The 25,876-nt window shown below is 55.7% G+C and carries 25 protein-coding genes; 8 read left to right on the forward strand and 17 right to left on the reverse strand.

Annotated elements, in window-relative coordinates; all coding sequences use genetic code 11:
* Positions 1 to 34 precede the first annotated feature (34 nt).
* Together IE089_RS07700 and IE089_RS07705 are read right to left on the reverse strand one after the other, a co-directional pair.
* Positions 35 to 1,423: a class I SAM-dependent methyltransferase gene (locus IE089_RS07700; protein ID WP_189476868.1), complete on the reverse strand. Its 1,389-nt coding sequence runs from the start codon at positions 1,421 to 1,423 to the stop codon at positions 35 to 37.
* Between the two features lie 40 nt (positions 1,424 to 1,463).
* Positions 1,464 to 2,255 (reverse strand): sulfotransferase, encoded by a 792-nt coding sequence (locus IE089_RS07705; protein WP_373294711.1) that lies wholly within the window; start codon positions 2,253 to 2,255, stop codon positions 1,464 to 1,466.
* A 134-nt stretch (positions 2,256 to 2,389) separates the two neighbouring features.
* Here IE089_RS07705 and IE089_RS07710 point away from each other — a divergent pair, with 134 nt between their 5' ends.
* Positions 2,390 to 3,613 (forward strand): TAXI family TRAP transporter solute-binding subunit, encoded by a 1,224-nt coding sequence (locus IE089_RS07710; protein ID WP_189476870.1) that lies wholly within the window; start codon positions 2,390 to 2,392, stop codon positions 3,611 to 3,613.
* 54 nt (positions 3,614 to 3,667) lie between these two features.
* Here the strand turns inward: IE089_RS07710 and IE089_RS07715 are convergent, their stop codons facing one another.
* The 5 genes from IE089_RS07715 to IE089_RS07735 all read right to left on the reverse strand — a co-directional run bounded on the left by IE089_RS07715 (position 3,668) and on the right by IE089_RS07735 (position 10,368).
* Positions 3,668 to 6,802: an efflux RND transporter permease subunit gene (locus IE089_RS07715; protein WP_189476872.1), complete on the reverse strand. Its 3,135-nt coding sequence runs from the start codon at positions 6,800 to 6,802 to the stop codon at positions 3,668 to 3,670.
* Positions 6,799 to 8,022, reverse strand: a complete 1,224-nt coding sequence (locus IE089_RS07720) for an efflux RND transporter periplasmic adaptor subunit (protein ID WP_189476874.1) — start codon at positions 8,020 to 8,022, stop codon at positions 6,799 to 6,801. The genes IE089_RS07715 and IE089_RS07720 overlap by 4 nt, the downstream gene beginning before the upstream one ends.
* Positions 8,023 to 8,030: 8 nt before the next feature.
* Positions 8,031 to 9,356 (reverse strand): TolC family protein, encoded by a 1,326-nt coding sequence (locus tag IE089_RS07725; RefSeq protein ID WP_189476876.1) that lies wholly within the window; start codon positions 9,354 to 9,356, stop codon positions 8,031 to 8,033.
* 94 nt (positions 9,357 to 9,450) lie between these two features.
* On the reverse strand, positions 9,451 to 9,822 hold the full coding sequence (locus IE089_RS07730; protein WP_189476877.1) for a hypothetical protein: 372 nt from the start codon (positions 9,820 to 9,822) through the stop codon (positions 9,451 to 9,453).
* Between the two features lie 36 nt (positions 9,823 to 9,858).
* Positions 9,859 to 10,368, reverse strand: coding sequence for a DUF4124 domain-containing protein (locus IE089_RS07735; RefSeq protein ID WP_189476879.1), 510 nt, complete (start codon positions 10,366 to 10,368; stop codon positions 9,859 to 9,861).
* Between the two features lie 152 nt (positions 10,369 to 10,520).
* On the opposite strand from IE089_RS07735, the gene IE089_RS07740 reads away from it, so the two are divergent.
* The 3 genes from IE089_RS07740 (at position 10,521) to IE089_RS07750 (ending at position 13,527) form a co-directional block, all read left to right on the forward strand.
* On the forward strand, positions 10,521 to 11,432 hold the full coding sequence (locus tag IE089_RS07740; RefSeq protein ID WP_189476881.1) for a bile acid:sodium symporter family protein: 912 nt from the start codon (positions 10,521 to 10,523) through the stop codon (positions 11,430 to 11,432).
* A 113-nt stretch (positions 11,433 to 11,545) separates the two neighbouring features.
* Positions 11,546 to 12,721, forward strand: a complete 1,176-nt coding sequence (locus IE089_RS07745; RefSeq protein WP_189476883.1) for a saccharopine dehydrogenase family protein — start codon at positions 11,546 to 11,548, stop codon at positions 12,719 to 12,721.
* 53 nt (positions 12,722 to 12,774) lie between these two features.
* Positions 12,775 to 13,527 (forward strand): TonB-dependent receptor, encoded by a 753-nt coding sequence (locus IE089_RS07750; RefSeq protein WP_189476885.1) that lies wholly within the window; start codon positions 12,775 to 12,777, stop codon positions 13,525 to 13,527.
* 18 nt (positions 13,528 to 13,545) lie between these two features.
* On the opposite strand, the gene IE089_RS07755 is transcribed toward IE089_RS07750, so the two are convergent.
* The 7 genes from IE089_RS07755 to IE089_RS07785 all read right to left on the reverse strand — a co-directional run bounded on the left by IE089_RS07755 (position 13,546) and on the right by IE089_RS07785 (position 17,988).
* On the reverse strand, positions 13,546 to 14,442 hold the full coding sequence (locus tag IE089_RS07755; RefSeq protein WP_189476887.1) for a M48 family metallopeptidase: 897 nt from the start codon (positions 14,440 to 14,442) through the stop codon (positions 13,546 to 13,548).
* Positions 14,439 to 14,894, reverse strand: a complete 456-nt coding sequence (locus IE089_RS07760) for a YbjQ family protein (protein ID WP_189476889.1) — start codon at positions 14,892 to 14,894, stop codon at positions 14,439 to 14,441. The genes IE089_RS07755 and IE089_RS07760 overlap by 4 nt, the downstream gene beginning before the upstream one ends.
* 11 nt (positions 14,895 to 14,905) lie before the next feature.
* The gene (locus tag IE089_RS07765; protein ID WP_189476891.1) at positions 14,906 to 15,220 is read right to left on the reverse strand and encodes a YbjQ family protein; all 315 of its coding nucleotides are present in this window, start codon (positions 15,218 to 15,220) and stop codon (positions 14,906 to 14,908) included.
* A 370-nt stretch (positions 15,221 to 15,590) separates the two neighbouring features.
* Complete coding sequence (locus IE089_RS07770) at positions 15,591 to 16,634, reverse strand: CobW family GTP-binding protein (RefSeq protein WP_189476893.1); 1,044 nt, start codon at positions 16,632 to 16,634, stop codon at positions 15,591 to 15,593.
* Between the two features lie 26 nt (positions 16,635 to 16,660).
* Positions 16,661 to 17,104: a phosphoribosyl-AMP cyclohydrolase gene (gene hisI / locus IE089_RS07775; protein ID WP_189476895.1), complete on the reverse strand. Its 444-nt coding sequence runs from the start codon at positions 17,102 to 17,104 to the stop codon at positions 16,661 to 16,663.
* The gene (locus tag IE089_RS07780; RefSeq protein ID WP_229802640.1) at positions 17,101 to 17,514 is read right to left on the reverse strand and encodes a MerC domain-containing protein; all 414 of its coding nucleotides are present in this window, start codon (positions 17,512 to 17,514) and stop codon (positions 17,101 to 17,103) included. The genes hisI and IE089_RS07780 overlap by 4 nt, the downstream gene beginning before the upstream one ends.
* A gap of 3 nt (positions 17,515 to 17,517) precedes the next feature.
* Entirely contained in the window at positions 17,518 to 17,988 is a 471-nt protein-coding gene (locus tag IE089_RS07785; RefSeq protein WP_189476897.1) for a Fur family transcriptional regulator, read from the reverse strand.
* A gap of 262 nt (positions 17,989 to 18,250) precedes the next feature.
* Here IE089_RS07785 and IE089_RS07790 point away from each other — a divergent pair, with 262 nt between their 5' ends.
* Positions 18,251 to 19,228, forward strand: a complete 978-nt coding sequence (locus IE089_RS07790) for a Kelch repeat-containing protein (RefSeq protein ID WP_189476899.1) — start codon at positions 18,251 to 18,253, stop codon at positions 19,226 to 19,228.
* A gap of 130 nt (positions 19,229 to 19,358) precedes the next feature.
* Here the strand turns inward: IE089_RS07790 and IE089_RS07795 are convergent, their stop codons facing one another.
* From IE089_RS07795 to IE089_RS07805, 3 genes are all read right to left on the reverse strand, one after another.
* Positions 19,359 to 20,012: a response regulator transcription factor gene (locus IE089_RS07795; protein WP_189476902.1), complete on the reverse strand. Its 654-nt coding sequence runs from the start codon at positions 20,010 to 20,012 to the stop codon at positions 19,359 to 19,361.
* Positions 20,013 to 20,184: 172 nt separating this feature from the next.
* Complete coding sequence (locus IE089_RS07800; RefSeq protein WP_189476904.1) at positions 20,185 to 21,990, reverse strand: hybrid sensor histidine kinase/response regulator; 1,806 nt, start codon at positions 21,988 to 21,990, stop codon at positions 20,185 to 20,187.
* A gap of 366 nt (positions 21,991 to 22,356) precedes the next feature.
* Positions 22,357 to 23,319 (reverse strand): hypothetical protein, encoded by a 963-nt coding sequence (locus IE089_RS07805; protein ID WP_189476906.1) that lies wholly within the window; start codon positions 23,317 to 23,319, stop codon positions 22,357 to 22,359.
* A gap of 774 nt (positions 23,320 to 24,093) precedes the next feature.
* Between IE089_RS07805 and IE089_RS07810 the strand changes: the two genes are divergently transcribed.
* The 3 genes from IE089_RS07810 (at position 24,094) to IE089_RS15895 (ending at position 25,770) form a co-directional block, all read left to right on the forward strand.
* Complete coding sequence (locus tag IE089_RS07810; protein WP_189476909.1) at positions 24,094 to 24,714, forward strand: hypothetical protein; 621 nt, start codon at positions 24,094 to 24,096, stop codon at positions 24,712 to 24,714.
* A 120-nt stretch (positions 24,715 to 24,834) separates the two neighbouring features.
* On the forward strand, positions 24,835 to 25,188 hold the full coding sequence (locus IE089_RS07815; protein ID WP_189476911.1) for a Fis family transcriptional regulator: 354 nt from the start codon (positions 24,835 to 24,837) through the stop codon (positions 25,186 to 25,188).
* A gap of 204 nt (positions 25,189 to 25,392) precedes the next feature.
* Entirely contained in the window at positions 25,393 to 25,770 is a 378-nt protein-coding gene (locus IE089_RS15895; RefSeq protein WP_490388052.1) for a DoxX family protein, read from the forward strand.
* Positions 25,771 to 25,876: the final 106 nt, after the last annotated feature.

Raw genomic sequence — 25,876 nt, forward strand, 5'->3', positions numbered from 1 at the left:
GGTATGGCCGGGATCGGGCCGCAAGGGCTGTCAATCAAACCATCTCCGGGTGCTCCGGCACCTTAAACTCTTCTGGGTTGAGAGCCTGGTGACCGCGCTCAATGACGACAAAATTGTGCACGCATTTGATAGAGGCAACTACTCGATGCTCGAGCAGCGACAACTGCAAAATCTCATGCACAAGTCGGTGTAGCGGCGGACCCAGGTCTTCGCCATCCTTGCTTAGCTTGGGAAAAATGAGCCCCGCTTTCCAGTCTTCAAGAATGAAAAGGCCTCCGGGGCGTAGGTGCGGGAACAGTGCCTCAAAAGTCGCTTTAGAGGGACCATACAAATGAGATGCGTCATCGATAATCAAATCCAATGGATTGCCGCCAAAATCATCGACTACGATTTTCCCCAAAGACTGTTTGTCGGATTGATCGGTGGACGTATGGAGACGGAAGCTATCGGTGACCTCTCTGCGCGATATGTACGCCTCAAGGGGCGGCACGCTTTTCTTCAACTCAACACAGGATAGCCGATCGGGTTTAAGGAGATTCCAGAAGAAAATAGCAGAGCCGCCGTCCCATACGCCCACTTCTATAACATTGTCGGCCCTGAACCCCTCAAGTGTATTCAAATAGTGATCGACAAACTTTGGATCCTTGAAAAGCACAATCTCATCTTCCGTTGAGGGGAAGACCTTGAGTCCCTGCACAAGTGACAGCTTCACATCGTCGCAGCGGACAGACATATCATCTATCCAATCCATTCTTGACTCGGACATGGTCGAAAGTCGCTTACCACTCGCTGATCCATCTTCTTTCACTCTTTCTCCCTCACCTACTACCCGCTCTGCTTCCTGCATACGACGGTGCAACTCTCTCAAAACACTAGTGTTCCAATCGCTCCACTTTCCACAGCGCGCGTTAAATGTCGTGGTTGACCCTCCCACCCCCTTGTAGCCGACAGTAACAACGCATTGAGGGCTATGTTCTAGTCGTCCATAACTGAACACTTCTACTCCGACAAAATCTTCCATCAAGGACTTAAACCCCTCTGGAGTAAAACGCCAGAAGTCGTTGGGATAGTCGTGTATAGGAAACTTGAAAAGTGAGGTCATAATCAGCACCCCACCAGGCTTCAAAACCCTGAACATCTCCTTAACGGCTTTACGCGGGTACTCAACGTGCTCCAGCGTATCGGCGCATATTATTGAACCCGCCGTATTGTCCGGAAGCTCAATAGCGTGAAGGTTCAATTCGATATCCACCCCTGGACCCGCACGCATGTCAGCGCCAACATACACCTTCCGCGGGAAAAGCGGTCGAAGGTTCTCCTCAGGTTTACCCATCACTTGAAGCGAACCAAACTCATAAATCGGCTCACTGACAACAAGCTCTTCAGCACATATTTTTATGAAGTCATAGATCGACTTTTGCACGACATACCTCTAGCGACTTTGCGAGCAGTTGCAATTTAGCTCAAAGACTTCTGGCTTTTAGTGCTTTGTAGAGCAGCCAGGATTTGATGGGCAAACGCGCAGCTTCGTAACGCTGCGATGTCCTTAAGGAGTCCTCCCAGAATTTCATACTTTTTGGTAACTCTGGAAGCCCGAGCCTATCAAGAGCCACATCCAACTTTGAGTGGAACACCTCCTCCGGCTCGTCAAAACACAGCAAGGGAAATTGGCGACCCTTCCACTGATTTAGCAAGCGCCGATTGTAGTCAGACCACAGCTCAATGGCCTGAGCTCGCGACATTCCGCTCCGCGACTCCAAAGATTTTGCCACCGCGTTGGGATGCCTGAAAACCCCTATGAACTCCATCTGTGGACAAACGTCTTTCCATCCATCCAGTACCAAAAGGGTTCGGGGATCTTTGAAAGCGAAAACCTGCGCCTGCCCATTCTGCTGCAGAAGTTCCAGTGCTGAGCGCTTTTGAGCAGAGGTCCAAGTCGCACTGACAGGGGGGTTGTCCCATGCACTTTTGTTTGCAGCAAGAATCTCGTCATTCAGATCAACAAACGCCTGATTTTCCCGATTTCCTTTCGTATTGTAACGATTCCAAGTGTGGCAGTCGCCCAGCTCCACGCCAGCTGCTTGAAGTGAGCCAGTCAGGCAACTAGTACCACTTCGATGCATCCCGAGCACACAAATTACGCGGCTCGATCTACCCTGTTGTGAAGGATCATACGATTTGGTCTGTGGAGTGCTCATTGCTTTTGGTAACATTGAAGACGGTATAGAGGGAGCGAACGGAGTACTCAGCATCATCTCTCGGAACTGCGGACCATGATGCACTATCCCAGTCTACGATGCACCATTGTTTGGGCAATTTGCGCCGATACCGCGCTTGGCATATTGGTTGGAGACGCCACGGGGTGTATCTAAATTGGAGTATAACTGCGATGATCGCTAGACGCGTCGGGCAAGTCTTAAGATCAATATTGCTGGCGGCTTTTTGCACAATCACCGCCTGCTCAGTCAGTGACAACGCGCTTTCCGTCTACCCCATCCCTTATCAGCCATTGGATACGGCAACGCTGAATCCACTGCTAGAGCAGGAGGTTGGGCTTTCTCTGACGAGCACCGGGGCAGGTGCATCTGCACCACTAACAGCACTGAGCGATGGACTCGCCGACATCACCATTGTTGAGAACAGCCACCCTTTCACCGCCGGTGTCCGCACAGTGCTTCCACTCTACAAGAGTGTGTTGCACATACTGGTGAGGGAAGACTTTGATATCGACAGCCTGGGAACGGGCGGGAATGAGCTGGAAGTACTAGTAATCAATCGCTCCCATGCGGCGCTTAAGTTCCTGGAGCTATCGGCACAGCGCAGCAAATGGTTCGGCCAGCAGGGCCAATTGGTAGAGCAGCTGGAGCCCGGCAAGACCGACATGATTCTCTACCTCGGCCCTATAAACCCGAGCAAAACCGACTGGTACACCGAGGGTTATCAGCTGGTTTCATTGGACCAGGTAGACGATGCACGTCGCGAGTTTTTCAGCGAGGGTATCAGTTATCTGGTTCCACAGTTGGAACCCGCGCATATACCCGCACTGACCTATAACCTGCCCGGTAACGAGCGGGGCTTGAGTACTATGAGCGTGGATATGCTGTTGGTGGCATCTCGGGAGGCGCCAGAGCGTGCCATCTACGACCTCACGCGCACGCTGATTGAACAGAAAGCGCGATTTGCCGCGCTTGCACCTAACATCTTCAGCTGGGTCACGGAGGATTTCGACCCGTTGGCGCTCAATTTCCCACTGCACCGCGGCGCGCGCTTGTATCTGGAGAGGGACGAACCAGGATTCCTGGAACGCTACGCCGAGAGTATCAACCTCTTGGTTTACCTCGCTTTCCTATGTCTCACCGGTGTTGTCGCGCTCGCTCGCTGGCAGGCCCGGCGCAAGAAAAACCGGGTGGATACGTTCTACACGCGCATACTGACGATTCGGGAGCGCATCGCTTTTGATGATCCGATCACCCTGCGCAACGAACTGGAAGCGCTGGAACGTGAGGCATTCGAGTTACTGATCAACGAGCGCCTGGCCGCGGATGAGAGCTTCAGGATTTTTACCGAGTTACTGAGCCAGGTCCGGCGTGAAGTCGATGAGGGCAAGCGATAGCCCCCATCAAGCGCTCAATCTGAGCCTCGCTTCCGACTGTTTCAAGGTACCCCTTCAAGCTCGTCCATCAATGGGCTGGGCCAAACCACGGCGTCGCCACAAGATGTAAACGGCGGGGATCACAAACAGCGTCAGCAGTACAGCGCTGAACATGCCGCCCACCATCGGGGCCGCCAGACGGCTCATCACCTCTGACCCCGTGCCACTGCCCAACAATATGGGTAGCAGCCCGGCTATGGTCGCGCAGGCTGTCATTAGTACTGGCCGCACCCGCTTGCCAGCACCCTCTACCACCGAGCGTTCAAGGTCCTGTTGATCCAATGCCTGATTCCCACGCTGGGATTGGGTATCTGTCCAGGACTGCTCTAGATACACCAGCATGATGACACCAGTCTCTACAGCGACTCCTGCCAATGCAATGCACCCCACCCCCACTGCAATGGAGAGGTGAAAATCCATCAGATACAAGAGCCAGACGCTGCCCACCAGAGCCAGCGGTAGCAACGTAATGAGTATGGCGACGGGGACGGGCTTGCCAAAGGTCAGGTACAGCAACACGACAATGATCAGTAGCGTAAGGGGCACGACATAACTTAGTCGAGCCTTGGCACGTTCCATGTACTCATACTGGCCCGACCAAGTCAGTGAATAACCAGGCGGTAGCGTCAGGGACTCATCCAGCAGCGCTTTCGCACTTGCCACATAGCTGCCAACATCAACACCGTCAATGTCGACAAAGGTCCAGCCATTCAATCGTGCGTTCTCGCTCTTTATACCGGGCGGCCCCTCGTCTATGGAGATGCTCGCGACATCGCCTAGCGCGAGTGAAAGACCTCCCGGGGCGACTATGGGTAGCAACGCCAATTGTTCCGGCGAATCTCGGTATGCCTGCGGATAGCGCACATTAATGGGGTAGCGCTCAAGGCCCTCCACCGTTGACGAGACATTCATCCCGCCTATCGCAGTCGCAATGACCTGTTGAACATCTGCAATGTTAAGACCGAAGCGAGCAGCTTTGGCCCGATCAATATCCACAATAATGTAGCGTCCACCGGCCACGCGCTCGGAGAATACGGAGGCCGTGCCCGGCAATGGCGATAGCAGCTTCTCCAACTGCTCGCCGATCTCTTGGATGGTACCCAAGTCAGGGCCCGCCACCTTGATACCCACGGGCGTCTTTATCCCGGTAGCCAGCATGTCGATGCGGGTCTTAATGGGCATCACCCACGCATTGGTCAGGCCCGGTATCTGCACTGTTGACTCCAACTCGGCCCGTAAACGCTCCGGCGTCATACCCTCACGCCACTGATCCCGCGGTTTCAGCTGGATAAAGGTTTCGATCATGGTAAGTGGTGCGGGGTCAGTGGCGGTGTCGGCCCGCCCGACCTTGCCAAACACTGTCGCTACCTCTGGCAGTGTGCTGATCAGTCTATCGGTTTGCTGCAAGAGTTGTCTCGCTTCACCCACAGATATACCGGGATAGGTGGTGGGCATGTACATCAGGTCACCCTCGTCCAGAGGCGGCATGAACTCGCTGCCCAATTGAGACAGCGGCCATAGGCTGGTTGCGCACAACACTGCGGCGGCGCCAAGCACGCTCCAGGGGTGGCGGACAACTGATCTCAGTACGGGCTGGTAGCAGCGAATAAGCACTTTATTCACAGGATTGTCGCGCTCGGCGGCAATCCGGCCGCGGATAAAGTAGCCCATGAGTACGGGCACCAACGTGACGGCCAGCCCTGCGGCAGCAGCCATTGCGTAGCTCTTGGTAAACGCCAAGGGTGAGAACATACGCCCCTCCTGCGCCTCCAGGGTAAACACCGGCAGAAAGCTCACAGTAATGATGAGCAGGCTAAAAAACAGTGCGGGCCCCACCTCCGCCGCTGAGTCTGCGACAATGGTCCAATGGTCTTTGCCGGTCTGTTCAGCCCTTTCAAGGTGCTTGTGCATGTTCTCTATGAGCACGATGGCCCCATCCACCATGGCACCGATCGCGATCGCAATACCACCCAGTGACATGATGTTGGCGTTAAGCCCCTGCAGATGCATCACTATGAGCGCGGCCAGAATACCGATGGGCAGGCTGACGATAGCAACCAGAGAGGAGCGAATGTGGAATAGAAAAATGGCGCAGATCAGTGCAACCAGCATGAGTTCCTCACCGAGCTTACGCCACAGATTACTCACCGATCGCTCGATCAAACCCGAGCGGTCGTACACTGTGACCACCTCTACCCCCTCAGGCAGGCTTGCCTGAAGCGTCTCTAGCCTTGCCTTTACGCCGTCGATGGTATTCAGCGCATTCTCACTGAAGCGCATCACAACAATACCGCCTACAGCTTCACCCTCGCCGTTGAGGTCAGTGACGCCACGGCGCATTTGCGGGCCGCGTATGATGTCAGCGACATCACCCAGTGAAAGGGACGTGCCTTTGTTGCTGACTCCCAGCGGTACCAGCGCGAGATCTTCCACACTGTCGATATAGCCGGAGGCGCGCACCATGTATTCGGCCTCAGCCATTTCAATGACAGAGGCGCCCACCTCCTGATTGGCGCGCTGTATGGCCATGACAACATGCGCAAGCGGGATGTTGTAAATGCGCAAGCGATCCGGATTAATGTTCACCTGATACTGGCGCACCATGCCCCCAACCGAGGCCACCTCCGATACACCGTCAACCGATTGCAGCTCGTACTTCAAGAACCAGTCTTGAAGCGCGCGCAGCTGATCAAGATCATGCCGACCTGTACGATCCACAAGACTGTAAATGTAAACCCAGCCGACACCGGTTGCGTCAGGACCCAGCTGAGGCGCTGCATTAGCTGGCAGCGAAGGCGCCACCTGGCTGAGGTATTCCAGAACGCGGCTGCGCGCCCAGTAAAGATCGGTATCCTCATCGAAAATCACGTAAACGTACGAGTCGCCGAAGAAGGAGTATCCACGCACGGTGACTGCCCCTGGCACCGATAGCATGGCCGTCGTCAGCGGATAGGTGACCTGATCTTCGACAACCTGCGGCGCCTGTCCCGGGAAGCGAGTCTTTACGATCACCTGGACGTCAGAAAGATCCGGTATCGCATCAACCGGTGTATTGCGCACCGCATACAGACCTGCCACGACCAGAAGCAGAGTGGCCAGAAGGACAAGAAACCGGTTACCCAGGGACCAACGGATTACTGCCGCTATCATGGCTGGTCACCACTGATGCGCATCATCTCTGCCTGTTTGGAGGACTCCGAGTCCAACAGGAACTGCGCAGCCGTAACCACAGAGTCGCCCTCTTGGAGGCCATCCAGCACTTCGATATGAGAAGTGCCTACACGTCCCGGCGTAATCGGCTGAGAGCGGTAACGACCTTCACCAAAGTCCAGTACTACTCTGGCTTCATGCCCTACGCGAATAACCGACCCCTTGGGAACCAACAAGGCCTGCTGATCGTCAGCGACATCGATAACGACCTCGGCAAACATGTGAGGTCGTAACTCTCGTGTGCCGTTGTCAAACACGAGCCGGAGCCGGAGCGTCCGGCTCATGGGGTCCAGAGCCGGGTAGACATAGTCGACGCGTCCTTCCCAATGCTTACCGGGCAGAAAATCCACGGTCATGCGCACGGGTTGATCCGGTTCTATCAACGCAGCCTGCTGGGCAAACACCTCCGCCTCTACCCAAACAGTATCCAGGGCGCCAATCGACATCAGCGTGGTCTCAGGGTGTACAAAAAAACCTTCCCGGATCGCGAGTTCATCGACAACACCGCTTTGCGGCGCAGCAAATATCACAGTTTGCTGCACTGCCTTGTCCTCACGCAGGGTTGCCAGCTGCGATGCTGGCAGCTGCAGTGCTTTCAGTCTGTCCTCGGCGGCACGAATAAGAGACGCACTGTTGCGCTTGAGCGCTAGCAGGTATTCCTCCTGCGCGGACACCAGTGCTGGTGAGTACAACTCATACAGTGGCTGACCTGCCTTAACCTCATCACCTTCCGCGGTCACAGCCAGCTTTTCTATCCAGCCTTCAATGCGCGGATGAATATGAATCAGGGTGTCTTCGTTGTAAGTGACCAATCCAACCGTGCGTACTTCCTCGGCAAGAACACCCTTGGCAACCTCCTCCGATCGTACCCCGAGGTTATTAGCGACCGCGGATGAAATGCGCACGGTGCCCGACTCATCGGAAGACGCATCTTTGTCAGCAAAGACTGGGACCAGATCCATACCCATGGGTGACTTTCCGGGACCATCACGACGGTAGCTAGGGTCCATAGGCGCCACCCAGTAAAGCGGGGCGTCCGACCCCTGACCTTCCTCCACCTCCATGGTATGAGCTGCGTGATGATCCGCAGTGCCACCAACCAGATACAGGCCCGCCGCACCAAGGCCAATACCCAAACACAGTGTTAGAACCAGTTTCATTGAAGTGTTCATGGCTGCAATCTCCCCGCCACCAGGATGTAATTCAGGTCGTTGATAACCAGCAGCCGCTGCACGTCAATATCCAAGGCATCGATTTTGGCGTTCAACTCAGCGATCCTGGAGCGCACCACTTCGGCAAAGTCTCCATTGTCACTGGTGTAAGCTGCGAGTGCGGCCTCAGTCTGTTCTCCCATTTCTCGCAGCAAACGCTGGTCATACAGCGCTCGTCGCTTATCCAGGGTCTCCAGCCGTGCGCGCGCGGACTCGTGTCTAGCTAGGAGATCCCGAAGAAGAAGCGCCCGGTCCGTCTCACGGGCGGCGGCGAGCGCCGCCGCTGAGCGCACTTGCTGGTCCTGTCGATGCTCCGTAAAAACAGGCAGGTCAAAGGCAACGCCCAAGGAGAAAAAGTCGGCCCTATCACCAGCCAGTGGGTCATCGTCGCGATAGCCATAGCTGGCATCCAATCGCCACTGGGGCTTGTAGCTTTCCTCCGCTAGCGCCACACCTTTGCGACTGGCATCAATATCCGTATCCAGTGCTTTAACGGCAGGATGCGCCAACAACAGATCTCTGACCTCAGACGAATCACCACCCTGCCCCGCGGCTACAGATGTCGGTGGCTGAAGCTGTGGCGCACGAGACAGCGCGAGCGCCGGAACCTCGCCTTCGGTTTGCCACTCTGACACCGCCCGATCAGGCAGCAACCAACGCGATAACAGTGCCCTCTGCCCTAGGGCCCGCTCGTTCAGTTGTGCGAGACGATCATCAAGACGCGTTAGCTCCAGCTGCGCGCGCACTAGATCCTGCTGCCGAGTCTCCCCCAGCGCTGCTGTGTATCTGGCTTCAGCGATACCTGATAACTGCTGAAAGAGACCGCGATCGTTCTCAATGAGGTGAATACTGGCTTGACTCTGATAAGCCGCCAACCATGTTGACGTTAAGGCGTGCCGGATTTTCGCTTCGCGATCACTGCGCTGATGCGGAAACACATCGCTGCGCAGTTGCAGCCGTTCCTGACGCAGCGCACGGGTGTCCCCACGCGGCAATACCTGCGAAACCCCTACGCGAAACTGCGTCATGGGCTCCTGATCAAAATCAAAGGTATCCGTTGGCAGATTTGCCAAACCCATGCTGATAACGGGGTCGGGCAGTGCCGAGGCAGCGACACTGTCAGCCAGCGTCGCCTCCTGCCGCGCCGCATTCCCGCGCAACCACGGGTCATCGGCAACGGCTGCTCGCACAGCCGACTCAAGGTCTAGCTCTGCCGCCGCAAGACTACAGATACTCATGGCCCACAGCGCAATCACACTACGCGTAGCAATTAGTTTAATCATCGAACTCGCTCGCTGGTCACCCATTCGGGGCGACCGAAATCATTTGACGTTGGAAAGACTCTGGTGCGCGAACTGAGGGCGCACCTATCCCGTGTCAGGCAAGAGGGGGCGGACGGTAGAGTTGGCTGGGATAGATCGGCGCAACACCGAGTGCGCCTTGGGCCGGAGGGGAATAGCCGTTGGAAGCCTCTTGAAAAGACGGGGTCGAAACAGCGACGGTGAAGCTCAGACAACCACTCAGACTGCAGTAGCCGCCATCGCAGCAGCGCTCTCCAGACGCCTCGTCAATTGCGGGCACATCCGGACCTGGCGCCTCGTGATGCATGCCATGGTGCGCATGTGGACCCTCGCCATGCTGAGAATCTGGATCGATCGCCATATCACAGGGTAGCGCGGACGCCGCGACGGCCTGAAAGGCAAGCAGCAACGAAAGTACCAGCGATGGAATTTGGCGGAACCAGGTCATGCTCAAATTATAGCCTCACCTTACCCACGATCTCCATCAGCGGCGATTACCGCCATTGATAGGCCGCATCAGCTGCGAATTGCCGCCGGCGACCGGCACAGTGGGTTGGACAGGGTATGGTGGTCTTGCGATCGGGTGCTCAGGTTTGGGTAGATATCCGGGGCGCCAGGGCGGCTTCCCGGGGCGTACTGGACGCCCGTAAACCGGCGCGCTATAGACTGGCCAGACATTCACGTAATCGGGATAGGGTTCGCTGTAGGTCTGCGGAGACTGCTGGCTGGATTCTGCATTGATCTGCCTGAGCTCGGCCCGGTGCCTCTCTCTCTCCTGGCGGTCAGCCACCATTCTGTCGGTACTCTCTCGCATCGCATCCAGATTTTGCAGGTACGCGTTGGGGTCCTGTGCGGTCTGCGCCTGAATGCGCATTTCTTCAGCCTCGACGCTGGCATCCGGCGGTGTGTCGGAAAAGGTCACTACCCCGTTCTCATCCACATGGCGATAAACCGTCGTCTGAGCAACGCACACCGCACTGAGCGTGAGCAGCATTAGCGCAAGGCCAGATGGTAATGAAAGAAGCGCGTTCATCACTGAAGTATAGAACAGTTAAACCCAAAGACCGCGGACAGTGATAGAGTCCAGCCCAAGGCGCGTACCTATCAAGCTTCCGTCATTAGCGGTAACAGGATCGAACACAACTAATGTCAGACTTCTACAGCCAGTACGAATACTGGATCGCGGCAACCCAGTTGCTGCTTGCCATGCTGGGCATGGGTGCCACATTGCGCGTGCGTGACTTCGCCGCCGTGGCCAAGGCCCCTTGGGCCATCACTGTGGGCTGCGTGCTGCAAATTATTGTTGTGCCCCTGATCGCGGCCTTGTTCCTAAGATTTTTGCCGCTGGAGCCGGGCGTAGCGATTGGATTGGCCCTTTGCGCGGCCATCCCCGGAGGCACACTCTCCAATATCTTCACCTTCCTGGGACGCGGGCATGTGGCACTGTCGATCGCGCTGACCGGCGTCACCACCCTAGCCTGCCTGGTAACAACACCCTTCGTGCTCAGCCTGCTTATCAGCCAGCACATGCCCGCGGACTTTACGATGCCTGCGGCCCAGATCGCCCGAGAAATTACCTTGATCCTGTTGCTGCCACTCATTGCCGGCATGGTACTGCTGCAAGCTGCACCGGCTATCGCCCCTCGCTTCTCCAAGATTTGCATTCGCGGATCATTGTTCTTCGTCCTCGTCATCGTGGTGGGTGCTACCGCCTCAGGACGGGTGGATATCCCTCGCTTCGGGCTCTACAACTTCGCCGTGGTGATGGGCTTTATGTTCGCACTTTGTGCGCTTTCGCTAATGTTACCCCGTCTGCTCAAGCTGTCGTCCCGAGACACCACCGCAATCAACATTGAGATCACGGTGCGCAACGGTAATCTGGGCTTGCTGATCAAGGCCTCCATGTTCCCGGCGGTACTGGGGGCCACCGACCCCATTGGAGACGCCATACTGTTTACGGTGTTGATCTATGGCGGGGCCGCGCTGTTGGTCGGGCTGGGACAAATCTATGTTCATCGCTGGCTGAATCGAAATGCGCCAATGAGCTATCCCGCCTAGGCAAGCAGGATAATCCATCGCGGCTGTGATCCAGCCGCGTCGACCGAATCGTAACTTGCCCACCACTCATCTCGGGACTACATTACAGCCCCCCTACAAAAAGAGTCGACATCATGGCTGAGAGCAGAGAAAACGATATTGTCATTTACGGCGCCACTGGCTTCACCGGCAAGCTGGTTGCAGAGTACATGGTTGAAAAGCAGGGCCATGGACTTCGGTGGGCGATGGCCGGCCGCAGCGCCGACAAGTTGGCCGCGGTTAGGGACGAATTAGGCGCTCCCGCTGATACGCCGCTCATCGTTGCTGATGCCAGCGATCCGGCTTCTATCAAGGCAATGGCGGGCAGCACTCGCTGCGTAGTAACAACCGTAGGCCCCTACCAGATGTACGGCACTCCCCTAGTGGCCGCTTGCGCCGAGTTGGGCACCCACTATGTCGACCTCACGGGTGAACCCGGCTGGATGCACGAAACCATTGCGACATTCAGTGACCACGCGAAGGCCAGCGGTGCTCGCATCGTGCATAGCTGCGGTTTCGACTCCATTCCCTTCGACCTCGGCGTGCTCTATCTGCAGAACATCGCCCAGGAGAAGTTCGGCAAGCCCTGCCAGTCGGTCAAAGCCCGCGTGCGTTCCATGAACGGTGAGTTCTCCGGTGGCACCGCCGCCTCACTGAATGCCACTGAGGCAGCAGTGGGCGAAAACCCCGACCTACTGAACGTACTCTTGGATCCCTTCTCGCTGACCGAGGGCTTTACTGGCCCCGCACAGCCGGCCGACAACAAGCCCATGGAAGACCCCGATATGGACGGCGCCTGGGTGGCACCTTTCATCATGGCAATCATCAACAGCAAGAATGTACACCGCTCCAATGCCTTGATGGGCCACCCGTACGGTGAGGACTTCACCTACAACGAGATGATGTTCACCGGGCCTGGCGATAACGGCAAGGCCGCCGCTGAGTTTGTGGCCAGCCACAATCCCCTGCAGGGCGAACACGCCCCTGCGCCGGGTACTGGCCCCTCCAAAGAGGCACGTGAGAACGGCAACTACGACATTCTGTTTATCGGTAAGACAGCTGACGGCGATGAAATCCGCTGTGCCGTCAGCGGCGATCTGGATCCCGGTTACGGCTCCACATCGCGCATGCTGGCCGAAAGCGCCGTATGCCTGATTGAAGAATCAGCAGATCTTGCTGGTGGACTTTACACCCCTGCGCCTGCCATGGGTGAGAAGCTCATCAAGCGCTTGGTGGACCACGCCGGTCTCACCTTCAAACAGGAAGCCTGATCTGGCCGGCCGAATGGCGCGTAACAGCAGCGAATTCTCACTGTATATGCCCCATGACTTCTTTCTTTCGGGCCGCACTCGCGGCCCTGACTGCCCTCACAACAACAGCCGCACTGGCGGACGAGCCACGATTCACTCTGGAAACGGAGATCGGGGCGGTCTGGCAAGAACGCAACAAGGTACAGAATCCCAACGATAACGAAGGCGATCGCTTCGAGCTCACTGACATTGCAGGCTCAGGTCCCTGGGCCTCCGCACGTATCAACGCAAACTGGAACATCAGTGGCCCGCACAACTTGCGTGTGGTTTTGGCGCCGCTTTACTACGAGGAGCGAGGCACGCTAGACGAAGACGTGCGCTTTGACGGCGAGCAGTTCACGGGTGGCACGCCGATAGAGGCCAGCTATACGTTCAATTCCTGGCGCGTGGGCTACAGCTATCAGTTCTACGACAAGAATGACTGGACGCTGTGGGTGGGTGGCACAGCCAAGATTCGCGATGCCGAAATCGAGTTAAAGCAGGATGGCACGCGTGCTAGTGACGACGATGTCGGTTTCGTTCCCTTGCTGTATTTGGCGGGCGAGTACCGGATTAACGACCGTTGGACCTTCAACTTCGATTTCGACGGCCTCGCAGGCGGCCCCGGGCGTGCCTTTGATGTGGGCCTAAAGCTTAATTACGAAGTGTCGGATCAGTGGCGCATCGGGGCCGGGTATCGCCTGCTTGAGGGCGGTGCCGACACCGACGATGTGTACAACTTTGCCTGGTTCAACACCGCGATGGTTTCTGCGCAGTGGCGATTCTAACGCCCCAAGCGCCTCTCTCTATTGCGAAGAAGAAGCTGACTCCTGCAGCGAACGAAGCGCTGCGGGCAGCGGCGCAGTCAGCGCACCCTCAGAACCCAGCCCAGAACCGGCCCGGATAGCTTCTATCCGGGCATCAATACCGGGGTGAGTTTCGAAAAACACACGCCAGTGGTCATGGCTGTCTGATCCCGACACTGTCACAAAGAACTCGTCCGCGCCACGCGTGTGGCCATAGTGTGCCTGCAGTAAGTTCAGCGCGTGCGCGTCGGCTTTCAACTCCATCGATCGGTTGAAGCTCAGTGCCGTAATCAGTGCACCCCCACCGGCGAGACCAATCAGCGGCTGACTGTTGGAGGAACCCAAAACTGTCGACAGGAGAACCTGCAGCACCACGGATCGGCTTGCCGCCTCTAAGGGGTGGCGCAGTTCAACATGCGCTATTTCATGCGCCAGCACCATGGCAAGACCATTCTCAGTCTTTACAGCATCCAACAGTCCACGGGTAACCATGACCTGTGCACCGAGCGTAGCGAAAGCATTCGGCGATGGGTCGTCGATCAATGCGAAGCGATAAGCCTGCTGGGGAACGGCTTGCGAATCGCCGCTGGTCGCCAACACTCTCGCTTGGGTTTCCAGCAATTGCGTGCCCAATGTCGAAAGTGCCGCCTGCGCGTCTGCTGAATCAACCAGCGACCCACTCTGCTGGAGATAGGATTCGATACCCCCAGATACACCCTGCTCCCATGCGAATGGAATGAGCCTGGCAAGGAAAGGCATGCTGGCACCAACCACCATTGCCAACAGCGCTGTGGCCAGCAGCACCACGGCGGACAACTGCAGAAACTCGCTCAATGGCTTGGAGGGCGGGGCATTAATACCCTCCGGCAACCGCGGGTTACGGCGGGGCGCCCTCAACGCGGAATCATCGCCGTGCCATAGGCCAGTACCTCTACCGACCCGAGCCCCTGGGAAGCGTTTCCCGACACTCGGCTGGTCTCGAACTTGAGGTTGATGACCGCCTCAGCTCCCTGCTCTTTGGCAGCGGCCTGCAGCCGAAGCACGGCTTCCCTGCGAGCTCGATCGAGCAAGGATTCGTAGGCATTCACGTTCCCGCCCACCAGGTTTCGCAGTGAGGCGAGCACGCTCTTGAAAAAGTCCACCGAGATCACCACGTTGCCTGACACCAAGCGCGCTTCATGATTCAGCTGGCCGGCCAAAGGCAATCGTGAGGTCAGAACGACTAACTGGCGCAGCTGCTCCTCTCTCTCACGAATACTTTCATAGTGCTTATGCTCGGTGCGACTACCGAACACATAGCCCAGGCACAGCAGCGTCAGGAAAACGGCCAGCTGTATGATGACATCCATACCGAGCCCGTTTACTCCATTACCACGGCCGTGCCATAAGCCAATATTTCCGACGCCCCTGCGGTGATTGCGGAGGTTGAAAATCGCACATTAATAACCGCATTGGCACCGATGGCGGCTGCCTGCTCTTGCATGCGCTGCACCGCCTCCTCGCGGGATTCCTGCAACAGCTCGGTGTAATTGCCCAGCTCTCCGCCGAACAGGTTTTTGAAACCGGCGGCAATATCCTTGCCTACATGCTTTGCGCGTACCGTACTGCCCTGCACCAAGCCCAGGTGCTCTACCACGCGTTTGCCGGGAATGATCTCAATGTTACTGATAATCACGTCTCTGATTCTCCAGCTAAGATGTCTACACTGTAGAACAGAGGCTGGGCGTTGTGTAGAGGTGCGCAGGCCAAAGGCAAAGCACTCCTGCCGCGTGGGCGTCTGGCAGTACCTAGACTGAATCTAGTGTTACTCTCGCGACTAGTCATAAGCGATAAGAAGTGGCTGGACACTCCCGATGACCCAAAGTCGTCTCGTTAAGCGCTTTCTACCTTGTTTATTTTTTTATGATTGCAGCCCGAGAAAAGACGCAATCAGATGTTAAGCACGCCACGCTGGAGCTGGTTTACACGCGGTTCAAAGCGCCCATCGCCGGTCTTATCGGTGAGTCCACTGGGTATGTCGGAGCGCGCATCCACTGTGGATGGAACTATCCCTGCGCTACTGCGTCCTGAGCGATCAGGCTATCCAGAAGTCCTTCCTCCCAGCCGGTATCCACAGTGTCGGCGATGATTTCCACCCGGCTTTCCAAACAGTCGTCCAACTCAACCTCGCGTAATGCATCACGGGTCATGTTGTACGCGTAGATCCCATCCTCGGTGATAAAAACCGCCTTGAGTCTTTCGACACGCAGCCCTGTGAGAAAGCTAAACAGTTTTGCTTTATCGAACACGAGGTCGGGGCGGAATCGCCAGCCTATGCTCTCAAACCCCTCGCCGCTATTCACCGCTACCACGTAGCCGCTTTCCGGAAAGGGAAGGTCCGTTGCAAGCAGCGGTTGCTCGCCGTGAGCGTGGGCGTGCGCTTTTGCACGCGCATCATAGCTTTCTATGGCGGCGAGGGGCGGCCCAGCCAGCGCTTTCAGGTCAAAGCGGCCGAACTGCGTTACTTGCAGCGTCGTGCTGGGCTGGCAGTACACGTACAGCAGCGATTCCAGATTGCCGCGATCGGCCTCTGAGTACAGATCTTCCTTGTTCGCCACCACAACATCAGCAATTTCCAATTGCTGCAGGAACGTCGGGTGGGTGGTGTATCGTCTGTCTTCCAGATTGCGCGCATCAACCAGCGTAACGGTGCGTTGCACCGACAGAACGCCTCGGTATTGATCAGACAACAGCGTTTCGATGACTTCCACCGGATGCCCTAAGCCAGTCGGCTCAATGAGTAGTCGATCAGGCCGGGACTCCCGAAGCAATACATTCAATGCCACCTGCATGGGCAATCCTGCTGTGCAGCACATGCAACCGCCGGGAACCTCGGAGATGAAGACGCCCACTTGGGTGGTTGTTTGGCCATCGACCAGGCTGCCGTCGATGCCGATCTCGCCGAACTCGTTGATCAGCACTGCCCAGCGCTCATCGCTTGGCTTCTGCGCAAGCAAGTTAAGTACGGCTGATGTTTTCCCGACACCCAAAAAGCCAGTGATAAGGTTCGTAGGCACCGCCTCAATGCGAGGACTTTCTCGATTGACCATAATTGATGGGAGCTTGTGGTAAAAGTTTAGGAGGAAGTCGGATTAGCATCGCCGGCAATGACAACGCGATTTTTCTCGTTGTCCACCTGTAGATAGAAACAGCTCTCACGCCCTGTATGGCAGGCACTTCCCTGCTGCTCAACTTGGCACAAAAGCGCGTCACCATCGCAGTCAAAACTCATGGACACGACTTTCTGCACATGTCCGCTGGTCTCGCCCTTGGTCCACAGCGTCTGCCTGCTGCGCGACCAATAGGTCATATTGCCGGTCTCAAGCGTAACGCCCAGCGACTCACGATTGACCCAAGCCAACATCAGCACCTGACCCGTATGAGCGTCCTGCGCCACAGCTGGCATCAAGCCACGTTGATCGAACGCAAGCTTATCAAGCACATCGGCGAGGGCCAGAGCCGTATCATTGGGCTCAAGCTCAACGGCCTTGAAGAACTGCCGGCTGTTGCTTTCGCTCACGATGTTGCCTCTGTGGGCTGACAGACTCTGCACAGAGAGAAGTTTCGGAAGTGGCTGAGAGCAATCATCGCCGCGCCCAGCAGCGTCAATCCACGCTCACCCCATTCACCCAAGGCCTCATGCCCGATAATGAATGGAGAACAGAGTACAGCCAGTCCGGCAAGGCCCAGAACAAGCACGGATGCATTCTTGTGTTTTCTGCACCCCATGGTCAATGCGAAAAGACTCAGTGGCACGACCGCAACCACCATCCACAGATGAAAGGCCTCATCTTCCAGCCCCAAACCCACCAGTGAGGGCATCATCACCAGCGCAACAGGTGTTACTAGACAGTGCAATGAACACAGCACGGACAAAAAAATCGCAGTCTTATCAGCAGTCGTCTGCACAGCTTCGCTTTGGTACATCATGAATCAGTTTTCCGTTGCTGCGTCGCGCGAGCAGGTCTCACAGAGGCAGTTAATTTCAAGCTTAGGTGTCAACAGTGTGTAGTCGGCTTCGTTGACGGTCTTCTTAATGGCTGTCATCGCGGCCTTCGGAATCACCACTTCTTTCACCTTGTGACAACGACCGCAAATCAGGAACTGCGGCACGCCATGCTCGTGATCACACACAATGTGCGAGCAAGCAACGTACTTATTGGCCACGTTCAGCTTGTGAGCGAGGTGTTCTTCCTCCAGAAAATCCAAAATGCGGTAAACCGACATGGGCGCCATGGTCTTGCCAAACGTCTTGCTGCAATAGTCTGCCAACTCGTAAGCCGATAATGCCGACTCAGAGCGCACCAGCCCCTCGAGCACCTGCTTACGCTTAGTGGTCAGCCTGACGCCACGATCGACACAGTGCTGTTCCGCGCTGGCAATGACTTCCTGAATGCTATTCATGAAACACCTTTACCGTTCTTTTCAGAAGGTGGGCATACCAATCCCACAACCCTCAAATGATACAACATATCAAATTTTGAGTCTTCTACGAATTGCCGAGTCGACGCTATCCGCAATGCCCGTATAGACACCACTCCAGCGTATCATTTGCCGCCTGTTCCAGTGAGGCTGTTTTTCGTAGCATGGCTTTACTACGGAGACGCGGTATTCGTTGAGTCACCGAATACCAGGCCGATGTACAGCATTTTGGAGAGCGGAACTAATGCAAAGACGACAGTTTATTCAACTCTGCGGCGCGGGAATCGCTGCTATGTACCTGTCTCCGGCGCGCAGTGCGACGTGGTCAACAGCGGCGCAGCTTCCTATTCATTTGCAAGAGCTGTACCCGGCAGTGCACAAGGGGCGCCTGCATGTAGCCGGCGGCATTGCATCGCGCATGGGAGTGCCCTACTTCACCAACAGAAATTTCGCCTTTGATCCGTCGGCGGACAAATGGCACGAGATGCCTGAACTGCCCGAAGACTTGCACCATCCCGCACTGGTAAGCACGGGCGAGGAACTACTCAGCATTGGCGGTTTCAACGGTGCATACAGCCATGTATGGCGAATGCGCGACTCGGTTTATCGGCTCGCAGAGGGCGGCTGGGAAACGCATTCAACGTTGCCCACGGCTCAAGCGGAGGGCGTAGCAACCTTCCACAACGGGCGTATCCATATCGTCACAGGACAGCAGCCACGCGGCAGTGCCAATACAGATCGCAGCGATCATGTTGAGGGGACGCTCCACTGGTATTGGGATGGCGACGCATGGCGCGACCTTGCGCCCATACCTACGCCCCGCAACAGCGCCACTGGTGACTGGGTTGGCGATCAGATGATTGTCACCGGAGGCCGCACTGCTGAGGGCAATCTCAGCGTTACGGAAATCTACGACGCCAACTCTGACAGCTGGCACATGGCCGCCCCACTCCCGCTTCCGCAGGCGGGCACTGCCAGTGTTGTCGCAGACGGTAAGTTGATCGTTTTTGGCGGCGAGATATTTCAGCCAGAAGCGGGCGTCTTCGGCGAGGTATGGAGCTATGACATCCAGGCCGATACATGGTCAGCCCTCCCTGATATGCCAACTCCTCGGCACGGCATAGGCGCAGGTATCATCGATGGAAGAATCTACGTGATAGGTGGCGCCACCGAGCCCAGTGGACGTGGCACCAGTGATCTTAACGAGGTGCTATCTCTATAGAACCCGCCCCTGATCCCAACGAACGCCTGACCTTGTTCGTCCGCGCAAGGAGTTCCATCGATGACTTGTCGTTCGTGCTCGCACGGCGAGGCCCGATACCAAAACCGCATTCACTCTTACACAGATACGCCTAGAGCGACGACGCCTCTACGGTGGGCACTAATCCAAACTTCGCAGCGGCAATCAATGCTTCTGTCCTGTTACGAACACCCAGAACCTTGAAAGCACTGGACAGATGGGCTTTCACCGTTCCCTCAGCAATGCCCAGCTCCGATGCAATGACTTTATTGGCCTTACCCTGAACCGCTAGTAATAGCACGGAGGTCTGCCTCTCGCTGAGCAAATCCGCCTTTTCATCGCCACGCTCTGGCGACTCTCCCGGCGATCCGCTCAAAAGTACAGAAGGTGGCAAATAAACACCCCCGGCCAAGATCAGCTTCAACGCGGCAATAAGCACTTCGGGGCTGGCAGACTTGGGTACAAACCCTGAGGCACCAGCGTCAATGGCCTGTCTGATTAACGAGGGATCTTCCTCGCCAGAAAGCACGATGACAGGTGATCCCGGTGCTGCTCGCAGGAATTGACCGAGCGCATCCAGCCCCGATGTGCCCGGCATATGGAAATCCATGAGCACCAGGTCAAACCCCGAAGAGGATCTCACCGCGCTTACCGCCGCATCCAGTCCGTCAGCCTCCTGAAACGAGAGCCGGTCATCCATATCATCAAGCAGAAACCTCAACCCTTGACGGAACAACGCGTGGTCATCAACCAACAGAATTTGCAACCTTCACTCCAGTACGATGCCGACAGTCACCCGGCGTTTTGCCTAATCCTTTGGCATAAACCAAGATCGCGTTGAGTTTAGCCACCAAACCCGCATGATTACAAACCGCGAGGGGACAGAAAGGACTTACTCGGAGTGGCAGCAGAAATGCTCTCTCCACGGAAACTCCCAATCATTTCAAGGATGGGCTCGTTGCCAAGGACGGCAATACCTCCTGCCTCAACTGAGCCATGATCTTCTCCAACACCGTTCGAAGCTCCTCCCCCCCTAACGGCTTATGCAGTACTGGAATATCTTTCGAGTCCTCCGTGGCGGCGCTTGCGGCTTCTTTGTCGCCGGTCACTAGATAGGCGGGTAAATGTTCTGACTTCAGCCTCAACCGCCTGATTACATCAACTCCGCTCTCGCTGCTAGACAGCCGGAAGTCCACAAACACCGCATGCGGTTGCCAGGCATCTGAGATTTCAACGGCTTCATTTGCTGTGGCAGCTACTTTCGCTTCACATCCCAAGGTCTCGAGGATATGCAACATGCCCTCCCGAACATTTGCCTCATCGTCGACGGCCAAGATCCGCAAACCTTCAAACCTCTGCACAGTGTTTTTGTCGGATTGCTCCGGCGAATCCGGTATCGATGATGAGGGCACGGTAAACACATATCGAACACCCTGCCCCAACGCCGACTCAAACTGCATATCCAGATTCAGAAGCGTTTGTAATCGGGAAACGATAGCCAGCCCCAAGCCCAGGCCCTTGTCCTGGTCCCGAGTTGGATTGTCCAGCTGATAGAACTCTTCGAAGATTCTGCCCTGTTCCTCCGGCGCAATACCCTTACCGGTGTCCTGCACCAATAACGCATAGCGAGAATTCTCGCGAGTCACTGCCAGCGAAACTGTGCAGCCATGGTTGTGCGCCACAGTATTGCTAACCAGATTCCGAACAATGCGCTCCAGCAATATGGGATCGGTGTGCACCATACAGGGCTGCGGACAATCCAATGTAATCTCAATATCCGCTGCATCAGACAGCGTGGACATTTCGAGCTGCAGGTTGCGCAAGAGCTGATTCAAATTAAAGCTTTCAACTTCCGCTTTCACCACGCCCGCATCGAGTTTGGAAACATCCAGTAAGGTGTCCAGCTGGCGCGAAAGAGACCCAATCGACTGCTGCATGCTCTTTGCTATTCGTTCACTCTTGTCGTCGAGCGTTCGAGAAGAAAGGGATGAACTTAGCAATGACAGCGCATGAATGGGCTGGCGCAAGTCATGACTGGCAGACGCCAGAAAGCGTGTTTTCGCGTTGCTGGCCTCGTTGGCCACTCCGAGCGCCGACTCCAGGGCTGTGGTGAGTTGGTCACTCTCCTTTTTCGCCGCGATCAGGTCATGCTTCATCTCCAGATTCTGCTGCAGTGAAGTAGATAGTATTCGGGCTGCATACAGCGAGGAAAGCAAGAAGGCGGTCGCCCCAAGCCCCATACCCACTGTCAGCATCTCGCCCTGCACATACAGCCAAATAATAAGTGGCGTCATCAGTAGAAAGGTAGACGAGACCAAAGCCAACCGATTCGCGGAGAAAACAGAGATAGCGCTACCGGCCATACCGATCAGGAAATAGGCGACTGCAACCTGGTATAGCGGTTCAACATCTCGTTGCAAAAATAGCCCGCCAAACCCCCAAGTGGCAAAGTAGACCATGAGTGTTGCCAGATAGGCTCTCTCCCAGCCCGGCAACTTGTCGAAGGCCGGGGTGCTACGGCCATAGCTTATGTAAAGCGCAATCCGCGCCAAGCCACTGAAGATTACACACAGAATCCAAAAAAAAAGCTCTAGCCGGTCCGCCTGATACCAAAGGATGGCCGCCAACAAGAAAGCCATCAGAATACCGGTATAGGCTGCCCTAGAGGACTGCCGGATCAACAAGTCCAGCCGTTCTGCACGCACCATCGGTGCTTGATCAGCAGGCCTGGCGATCTCTTTCACGATAGGAACACCCCTGCCTTGTGCAGTGGTAAATACGGCTGCGATAATCTATGCACACAAAGAAACCTGACTGTCTGCAGCACACTCTTCCCCTTTTTAACGCAGCCCACTGTATCAGAGTGTTGCCTCGAGCATTGAGATTAGTCGGGCTTTCGAGAGTCAGTGCGAGTCGGGTGCTGCCATCGCTGCTTTGGTCTGGGCGACTTACTTGAGCTGGACTCTATACAGGCTGCAAAAACCACATAAAGACCGACGTCAGTTGGACGCCGCAAGCGGCGCCACGGTTTGAAGCGTTATGTGTCATGCGTAGGAAACCACTGAGTTATCGTGCTTGTACGGAGTGTGAATAAGGATTTGTAAGATTCCCTAGGCTTTTTGCCGGCCGATATGGTGCACACCCAAAAAGCCACAGAGTAGCAACAATACCAAAAGTGACTCTATGGAATTGATGGGAACCGGTGCTGCGGCGTCGCTAATAGCCACTTCTATGCGCTCGAAGTTCTGCCAACGGTAGGTCCGACCGTTGATGTCGACGCTGCCAGCGGCAGAGCTAGCTGCGTTCAAAGCCTGGCGCACAAGATCGGCCTGTGGACCGGGCACCGTGAGGGAAAAACGCAGTGTATCGGTGCTGCCATCGTCACCGCTTTCTTCGTCACCATTAATGATGCTGTTGAGTGCTATGGGTCCTGCGATGTCCACTCGGTCGCTGCCATTGCCCGCACTAACAGCAGCACCACTGGTGGCTGGTACGGTGATAGAACCGCCGCTAAGGACAATGCTGTCGTTACCGCCCTCTGCAGCAATGCCGTAGTCACGGAATCGACCCCCCGTCACCGTAATAGATCCTGCGCTCATGATAATGGTGTCATCGCCTTCGTTGGCGTCGATGCCATCGCCGTCGCTTACGATAGTAGCACCACGAAGTTCGATCTGGTTGCCGCCAGCCACTGTGCTTGCGTCACCAGCATCGACACCGTCATCACCGCAGAGCAATGTGCCACCCAGTAGCACTGCCGTATCTGCGTCATCGCCAAGACCTATACAGTCATTCTCAAGACTGGAAACCTCTCCGCCTGCCATGGTCAGGCTGTCGTTTCCTGCACCCAGTTGAATCGTATCTTCCGCAATCGCTCGGTCGATGAATGCGCCGGGAAAAATGCTAAGCCTGTCGCGAAAGAGCGTACCGACAAAGCCGTTGGGCTCCGAGCCGGCGCAGATGACGACCTGACCGCCTTCTGGGGTAGCACCAGTCACATCGCAGGTGGCTGCGGCGCTGATTGGGCAGAGCGTGACAGCCACCAGCGCAACGCGTTTAAACGTAATCTGCATGGTTTTCCGTTTTGTTTTTTGCCAGATTAGTAACTATTGCCGGCGATTTCAGTTCAAGCAAATTGCTCAGTACAGTATCTCATACTTCCGTTAGCAGCGCTGTGAATTAGTATAACGCAAAGTGCGCGGAGGCTAGCAGGAGCTATGACAGGAATGGAGCGCTGAGCCCAGCGCTACGCTTGAGGTTTGCAGTCGCTGCGGTGGGGCTGTCAAAGTCATCGCTTGCATTCACGATCAGGACAACATCGACAGAATCCTGACCCATCTTCGCGCGAAGGAACAGGCTGCGCTGACCCGCCCTTCCGGGTGCCCCCAACCCGAGCGCCACCTGCCACGCGGTCTCTTTTCGCCGGGGCGGAGCTAAATTAGTAGGGACGCCCACTGCATGGACCATGACATACACCACTGCGGGCTCTCGTTCAGGAATGGGTGGTGATGAATTGCACGATCAAAGCAGCGAGCAATTTTTCAGGCCTGCAGGCAGGTGTCCCGTAAATTTCTCCAGCTCAGTTGGCAGCACCAGTGAGGAAGTCTACTCTAAGCAGGCCGTTTATTTCTTCTATACTTGAGGCGTTATCGCGTTGTGGGCCGTCTTTCTCTAGTATGCAGCACTGTTCGCGCGAAGTGCGCAATGCCATGTAGCAAGTTGGGACTTGGGACAGCTGGCAGCCGACCAGTCTGACGCGGTATGCCGCACAATAAGCGTTACGGTGCATTGCGATCATCGAAACCGGTGATGGCGGCTAGGACGCAGATCGAGGGGATACCGAACAAGTGCAGCATTCCGATGTAGCAGGTGCACTCCTGATTGCTGGTGGTCTGACCATTCTGACCACCATTGCCTTCGAGTACCAAGTCGGCTGGATAGGCGTAGCTCGGACGCGGGAAGAAACAATCAATTTCGTGCTCTCAGAGTGGTCGACTCTAAAAAAGATCTGGTCGTTTCAAATGTTGGGGCACGGTTTTCTCGCTTTGGCTTGCCTTATTCAACTGCGAGAAGCACCGCCCCATCAAGCTCTGATTTGGGGCGCGCTCAGTCTACTGACGCTGATGGTGATCATTGCATTTGGGCTTACCGTCGGCGGTTATGGCCCGGCACTTGAGGCGAATTCGGCGCAGCCAGCGGTATTTGAAACGTTACGTGGTGCGGTTCGCGGTTTGTACTCACCTGGTATGTATGGCGGCATGGCTCTGTTCACTTCACTGTTTGTTCTCCTCAGTGTGCGTAAATTTGGGATTGTTGGACGGCTTCGTGGCGCAACGACCTTGGGTGCAGTTGCCATCTGTTTACTCATAGGGATAACCACCCCATTAACGGCAAAGGTCGCGGGAGCGTCTTGGTTTTTACTACCAGTGGTCTTGGGTTATTCCCTATTACGACCTCGGCGTCCATAGGCGAGACACGTAAGATCGGGTTTGGACTTTTGTGGAACAGGCTATCGAAAACACCGCGTTCGACCACGCTCGAAGTGTGTAAGCTCTTGCTGGCGCAGGCAGCGTAGGAGCGCATGAAGCATGCGCAAGACGGACAGAAAAACCGATAAACGCATAAGAGAAGCGCTTACTGAGGTCTGTGATATCGCACTGAATGAGGTAGAGGGGTTTGCATGGTTAACGCACCTGGTGAACTACCAATCATTTCCGGATTCGCTGTCTGTTGTGTGTGTCTTTGCCAACAAGATCGATCTACTGTCTGCGTTGAGTAGCCATAAAGATCACTTCTTGCGAAGCTTGATCGATGAGAAGCTACGAGGTGTCAACGTACCGATCAAGGATCTTAGTCGGCAGGTCAGCTTTGACAGTGAAGAGTGTTGCCAAAAGGAAAACGACGGGAACTGGAAAGAGCGCCTCAGTCGATCAAAGCCATAGACAGCGAAGCAAACCCAACTACCTCGGCCGTTACGGCTTGCGACGTAGTATGGTCTTCTTCGGTCGCCATACGCGTATCTAGTTTTCGATCAGCAAGGGTTCGTATGCTTTTTTGGTGCGCTAAGTTCCGCACCTTTTAGGGGGAGGCACGACAGCCGTTTTCTGTGAATGATTCACCCTCACGTATTTACGATAAAGGCCATTATGAAACACGTGTCAGTTTTTCTTATCAGCGTCATTTTCTGTGTGTCGGGAGTGCTTCACTTCACGCATGATACCGAGCTGGTGAAAATCACACCCCTGCCATATGCTCTTGAGATTGTCTGGATCACCGGGTTGATAGAGTTAGCTTTCGCTGCATGTTTGCTCGTCCCAAGGTTTCGGCGCGCCACGGGCATGTTGCTTGGCATCTTTTGCTTGGCGGTGTTACCCGCAAACATCAATATGGCGTTGAACGATATTCCCATGTTTGGCAGTCACGTCCACCCCGTTGGGGCCTGGTTCAGGGTGGCCATGCAGTTTCCATTGATTCTGTGGATTCTATGGGCAACAGGCTGTTGGCAGCGCGCCGATGCGCGTTGACGAACCGGGATGGCCAAGTTTTCGGTGGTGCCGAACCACGGATTCAATCCACGTTTTTAATAATGCGTTACTACACCCCTTCAGGGTAGGCTTAACGTTCGGGCAT

It is taken from the genome of Parahalioglobus pacificus, assembly GCF_014652275.1.
Classification (GTDB): Bacteria; Pseudomonadota; Gammaproteobacteria; order Pseudomonadales; family Halieaceae; genus Parahalioglobus; species Parahalioglobus pacificus.